A 5,388-nucleotide genomic window follows, 5' to 3' on the forward strand; every position below is an offset into this window, starting at 1 on the left:
GCCATGGCACTCCAGCGGGTCGCCCAGGCCCGCGGGGGCGCGGATGCCCAGGCCTCCCGCCTGTGGCCGACGGTGGGCGTGCAGGCATCGGCATCGCGCAGCGAGAGCGGCCTGCCGGAAGCGGTCAAGCAAGGCCAGCCCGACACGCGCGCGCTGCGCGCCGGAATCGAAGTGGCCTGGGAGATCGACCTGGCCGGCGGCGTACGGGCTGCGCGTGACGCGGCGCAGGCCGATGCGCAAGCCGCCGCGGCCGGCCTGGTCGGAGCCCGCCTGCTCGTGGCCAGCGAGGTGGCCCGCCAGTACTTCGTGCTGCGCAGCGCCCAGGAACAGTTGCGCATCGTGCAGGCCCTGGCCGATGCGCAGCGTCAGACCGCCGCGCGCGTCGAAAGCCGTCAGCGCGAAGGCCAGGCAAGCGCCTTCGACCTGGACCGCGCACGTGCCGAAGCGGACACACTGGCTGCCCAGGTGCCGGCGCTGCGGATGCTGGTCGGGACCACCCAGACCAAGCTGGCCGTGCTGCTCGGCCGCGACCCGTCGACCAGGGTTGTCGACGCCGACAACGGCTTCGCGTGGCCGGCCGCGCCCGCCATCTCGGCAGGCCAGCCCAGCGAGCTCTTGAGGCGCCGCCCCGACCTCGTCGCCGCCGAGGCGCGCGTCGGTGCCGAGGCCTTGCGTACCGCTGAAGCCCGCGCCCAGTGGTGGCCCAAACTGTTCCTGAATGCGTTGGTGGGTCGCCAAGACCTGCGCTTGAACGCGCTGGACCTCGCGCCGGTTCACTTCTCCAACGTCGCACTGGCCTTTGCCATGCCGATCTTCAATGCCGGCCGCATCGATGCCGGGATTCGCGTGCAGTCCGCGCGCGCCGATGAGGCCTTGCTGGCCTGGCAGAAGGCAGTGTTGGTGGCGGTCCAGGAAGTCGAGGACAGCCTGCTCATGCGCTCGCAGGAGTCCGAGCGAAACGCGGCCCTCGCGCTCACAGTCGAGCATCGCCGCCGTTCGCTGCAACGCGCCGAGTCGCTGCAGCGCGAGGGGCAGATCGACCTGCTGGTCTTGCTGGACGTGCAGCGCTCCGTGCTGGCCAGCGAATTGAACTTGTCGGACAGCCGCCTGCAGCAGGCGCTGGCCGACGTGCAGCTCTACAAGGCGCTCGGTGGTGGGCTTCCCATGACCCAAGCCGGTGCCGACATGACTTCTCTTGCCGCAAGGACGCCCCAATGAACGACGCATTGAACAGGATTTTTCCCGCCGTTTCGCTTTCGGGCCTCGCGGCTGCCTGCCTGCTGCTGACGGCCTGCAGCAAGCCGCCCGCGCCGGCCGCCATCGTGAAGCCGGTCTTCGTGACGACCGTGACACCGGCCAACGCCACACAGAGTCGCAGCTTCACGTCGGTGATCCGTGCCCGGGTGGAGACGGACTTCGGCTTTCGGACGGCAGGCAAGGTGGTCGAGCGGATGGTGGAAGTCGGCGACAGCGTCAAGGCAGGCCAGGTGCTGGCCCGGCTGGACCCGGCCGACTACCAGCTGGCCGTGAAGGCGGCAGCCGACCAGGTGCAGGCCGCGTCCGTGGAGGCGCAGCAGGCCGCTTCCGACGAGGCGCGCTTGCACCGGCTGCTGTCTGACGGATCGGTCGGCGCCGCCGACCACGAGCGCCAGAAGGCACGCGCCGACGCCGCTGCAGCGCGCCTGGACCAAGCGAATCGCCAGCTCGAGCTGGCTCGCAATCGCGAGGCCTACGCCACGCTGGTGGCGCCCTACGCGGGCGTCGTCACGACCCTGCGCTTCGAGCGCGGCCAGGTGGTCGCAGAAGGCCAGCCCGTGCTGTCACTGGCCCGCGACGGCGAACGCGAGATCGTCGCCGAACTGCCCGAGGATTGGGTCGGCCGGGCGCGAAGCCTGGTCGCCACGGCAGCACCCTGGAGTGACGCGACAACGCCGGTCCGTCTGGTGCTGCGTGAGCTCTCGCCGCAGGCCAGTGTGCAGGGCCGGACCTACCGCGCGCGCTATTCGGCCGCGCCCGAATCGCGCGAAGCCGTGGTTGCGCTGCCACTGGGCAGCACGATGCAGTTGACGCTGTCGGCACCGCAGGCGGGCCCCGCGACCATGGCGCTGCCAGTCAGTGCCTTGGTCAAGGGCAGCGGCTCGGCCGGCGTGTGGACCGTGAACGCCAAGGGTTCTGGCCTGGTGTTCACACCGGTCAAGGTGGTGGCCATCGACGACGCCACGGTTCAGGTCACGGGACTGGCCACGGGCAGCAAGGTCGTCAGCGTGGGCGCTCAGAAGCTCGACGCGGGCGCCGCCGTGCGCGCCATTGAGCGCACCCCCGTCTCCGCCACGGCCACTGTTGCCAAGAGCAGTTCATGAAACGCTTCAATCTTTCCGAATGGGCCGTCACGCATCGGGCCATGGTGCTGTTCCTGATCGTCGCGACGCTCATCGTCGGCGGCCTGTCGTTCAGCCGCCTCGGGCGCCTGGAGGACCCGAACTTCGACGTGCCGCAGATGACGGCCATCGTCGTGTGGCCGGGCGCCACCGCGCAGGATGTGCAGGACCAGGTGCTCAACCGCATTGAGCGCAAGCTGCAGGAGCTGGACCAGTTCGACTACGTGCGCAGCTTCGCGCGCCAGGGCTACGGCGGCATCACGCTGTGGATGAAGGGCGGCAGCAGCAAGGAAGAGCTTAAAAACGCCTGGTACCAGGCGCGCAAGAAGATCGGTGACGTGCGCCAGGAGTTCCCCGAGGGCGTGCGTGGGCCGTTCTTCAACGACGAGTACAACGACCGCTACAGCGTGCTGTATGCATTGAGCGCACCCGACCTGTCGATGGCCGAACTGCTGACGCTCACCGAGGACGTCAAGCGCCGCCTCCAGAGCGTGCCCGGTGCCGCCAAGGTGGACGTGCTGGGCAAGCAGGCCGAGCGGGTGTATGTGGAGTTGTCGACCCGGCGCCTGGCCGCGCTCGGCATCGCGCCGACGGCGGTGTTCGACGCGCTGGCGCGCCAGAACCTGGTGACGCCCGCCGGTTCGGCCGACGCCACGCACGACCGTGTGCAGGTGCGCGTGGACGGCGAGCTGAAGAGCGCGGCGGACGTTGCCAAGGTGACGCTGGAAGTCGGCGGTCAGCTGCTGCGACTGGCCGACATCGCCACCGTGCACGCCGGCTATGAGGACCCGCCCAGCTTCAGCATCCGTCACAACGGCGTGCCGGTGCTGGCCATCGGCGTGACCATGCAGCAGAACGGCAACGTGCTGGACTTCGGCAAGGCGCTGGAGCAGCGGCTGGCCCAGATCCGGCAGGAGATCCCGGCCGGGGTCGAGATCCAGCAGTATGCCGACCAGCCGCGGGTGGTCGAAGAGTCGGTCTGGGAGTTCGAGCGCTCGTTCCTGGAGGCGCTGGCCATCGTGCTGGCCGTGTCTTTCCTGTTCCTGGGCTGGCGCACCGGCATCGTGGTCACCGCGTCGGTGCCGCTGGTGCTCGCGCTGGTGGCGGGTGTGATGTACGCCGCCGGCTGGAACCTCGACCGCATTTCGCTCGGCGCCTTGATCATCGCGCTGGGCCTGCTGGTCGACGACGCCATCATCGCCGTCGAGATGATGGTGGTGAAGCTGGAGGAAGGCTGGGATCGCATGCGCGCGGCCACCTATGCCTACACGTCCACCGCGTTTCCGATGCTGACCGGCACGCTGGTCACGGCCGCGGGCTTCATGCCGGTGGGCTTCGCCAAGTCGATTGCCGGCCAGTATGCGGGCGGCATCTTCTGGGTCGTCGGAACGGCGCTGATCCTGTCCTGGCTGGTGGCCGTGATCTTCACGCCTTACCTGGGCGTGTTGCTGTTGCCTAAGAACCTGGCGACTCAGCACCAACACGGCAAACACCACGACCCCTACGACCGGCCCGTCTACCGCCGGCTGCGCGGCATCGTCGACTGGGCGGTGCATCGCCGGGCCTGGGTGCTCGCCATCACGGTGCTGGTCTTCGCCATCGCTGGTGCCGGCATGTTGCTGGTGCAGCAGCAGTTCTTCCCCACTGCATCGCGGCCTGAACTGCTGGTGGACTTCCGCCTGCGCGAAGGCGCGTCGTTCGCTGCGACGTCCACCCAGGTGAAACGCCTCGAAGCACGCTTGGCGAAGGACCCGGACATCGAGTTCTTCACCGCCTACACCGGCGCCGGCACGCCGCGCTTTTACCTGTCGATCCAGCCGGAATTGCCGAACCCCGGCTTCGCCCAGTTCGTCATCAAGACCGCTGGCATCGAGCAGCGCGAGCGCGTGCGCGCCCGCCTGATGGAGTTGTTCGCCAAGGACGAGGCCTTCCCGGACATCAATGCGCGCGTCACGCGCCTGGAGTTCGGCCCGCCGGTGGGCTTTCCAGTGCAGTTCCGCGTCATCGGTCCCGACAAGGCGCAAGTTCGCGAGATCGCCTACCAGGTGCGTGATGCAGTGCGCAAGAGCCCCCTGGTGCGCGACACGCAACTCGACTGGAATGAGCAGGTGCGTTCGGTGCAGGTCCATGTCGACCAGGACAAGGCGCGGCTGCTCGGCCTGTCCAGCGCCGATGTCCAGAGCCTGGTGCAGACCACCCTCGACGGTGCGCCGGTGACGCAGATCCGCCGCGGCGAAGAGCTCATCGACGTGGTCGTGCGCGCCTCGCCCGAGGAGCGCAAGCGCATCGGCCAGCTCGGTGACCTGCAGGTCGCCACGCGCGACGGCGTCGCCGTGCCGCTGTCCCAGCTGGCCCGCATCGAGCCGAGCTTCGAGGAGCCGGTGCTGTGGCGGCGCAACCGCGACATGGCGCTCACGGTGCGCAGCGACGTCATCGATGGCGTGCAGGGCCCGGACGCCACCGCGAAGATCCGGCCGTCGCTCAAGCCGATCATCGACAGCCTGCCGGCGGGCTACCGCATCGAGGAAGGCGGCGCGATCGAGGAGAGCGACAAGGCCAACGTGGCGTTGTTCGCGGTGTTCCCGGCGATGTTCGCGGTGATGCTGACCCTGCTGATGATCCAGCTGCAGAGCTTCTCGCGGCTGTTCATGGTGTTCATGACGGCACCGCTGGCGCTGGTGGGCGTGGTGCCGGCACTCCTGCTGTTCAACGCGCCGTTCGGCTTCGTCGCGCTGCTCGGGGTGATCGCGCTCAGCGGCATGATCATGCGCAACTCGATCATCCTGGTCGACCAGATCGACCAGGACATCGCACGCGGCATCGCGCCCTGGGCCGCCATCGTCGAGGCCACGGTGCGGCGCTCGCGTCCGGTGGTGCTGACGGCCGCAGCGGCGGTGCTGGCGATGATCCCGCTCACGCACAGCGTGTTCTGGGGGCCGATGGCCATCGCGATCATGGGCGGCCTCGTGACGGCCACGGCGCTGACCCTGGTCTTCGTGCCGGCGCTGTA

At 69.0% G+C, this 5,388-nt stretch carries 3 protein-coding genes; all 3 read left to right on the forward strand.

The window, feature by feature from the left end:
- Window positions 1–1,218, forward strand: a 1,218-nt coding sequence (locus tag AC3WR5_RS33240; RefSeq protein ID WP_492490069.1) for an efflux transporter outer membrane subunit, incomplete at its 5' end; no start/stop codon positions are given.
- Complete coding sequence (locus AC3WR5_RS33245) at window positions 1,215–2,360, forward strand: efflux RND transporter periplasmic adaptor subunit (RefSeq protein WP_492490070.1); 1,146 nt, start codon at window positions 1,215–1,217, stop codon at window positions 2,358–2,360. The genes AC3WR5_RS33240 and AC3WR5_RS33245, both read left to right, overlap by 4 nt.
- Window positions 2,357–5,388 (forward strand): efflux RND transporter permease subunit (locus AC3WR5_RS33250; RefSeq protein ID WP_492490071.1); only part of this gene is annotated, 3,032 nt, incomplete at its 3' end. The genes AC3WR5_RS33245 and AC3WR5_RS33250, both read left to right, overlap by 4 nt.

The organism is Ideonella sp. FW305-24 (assembly GCF_058788035.1).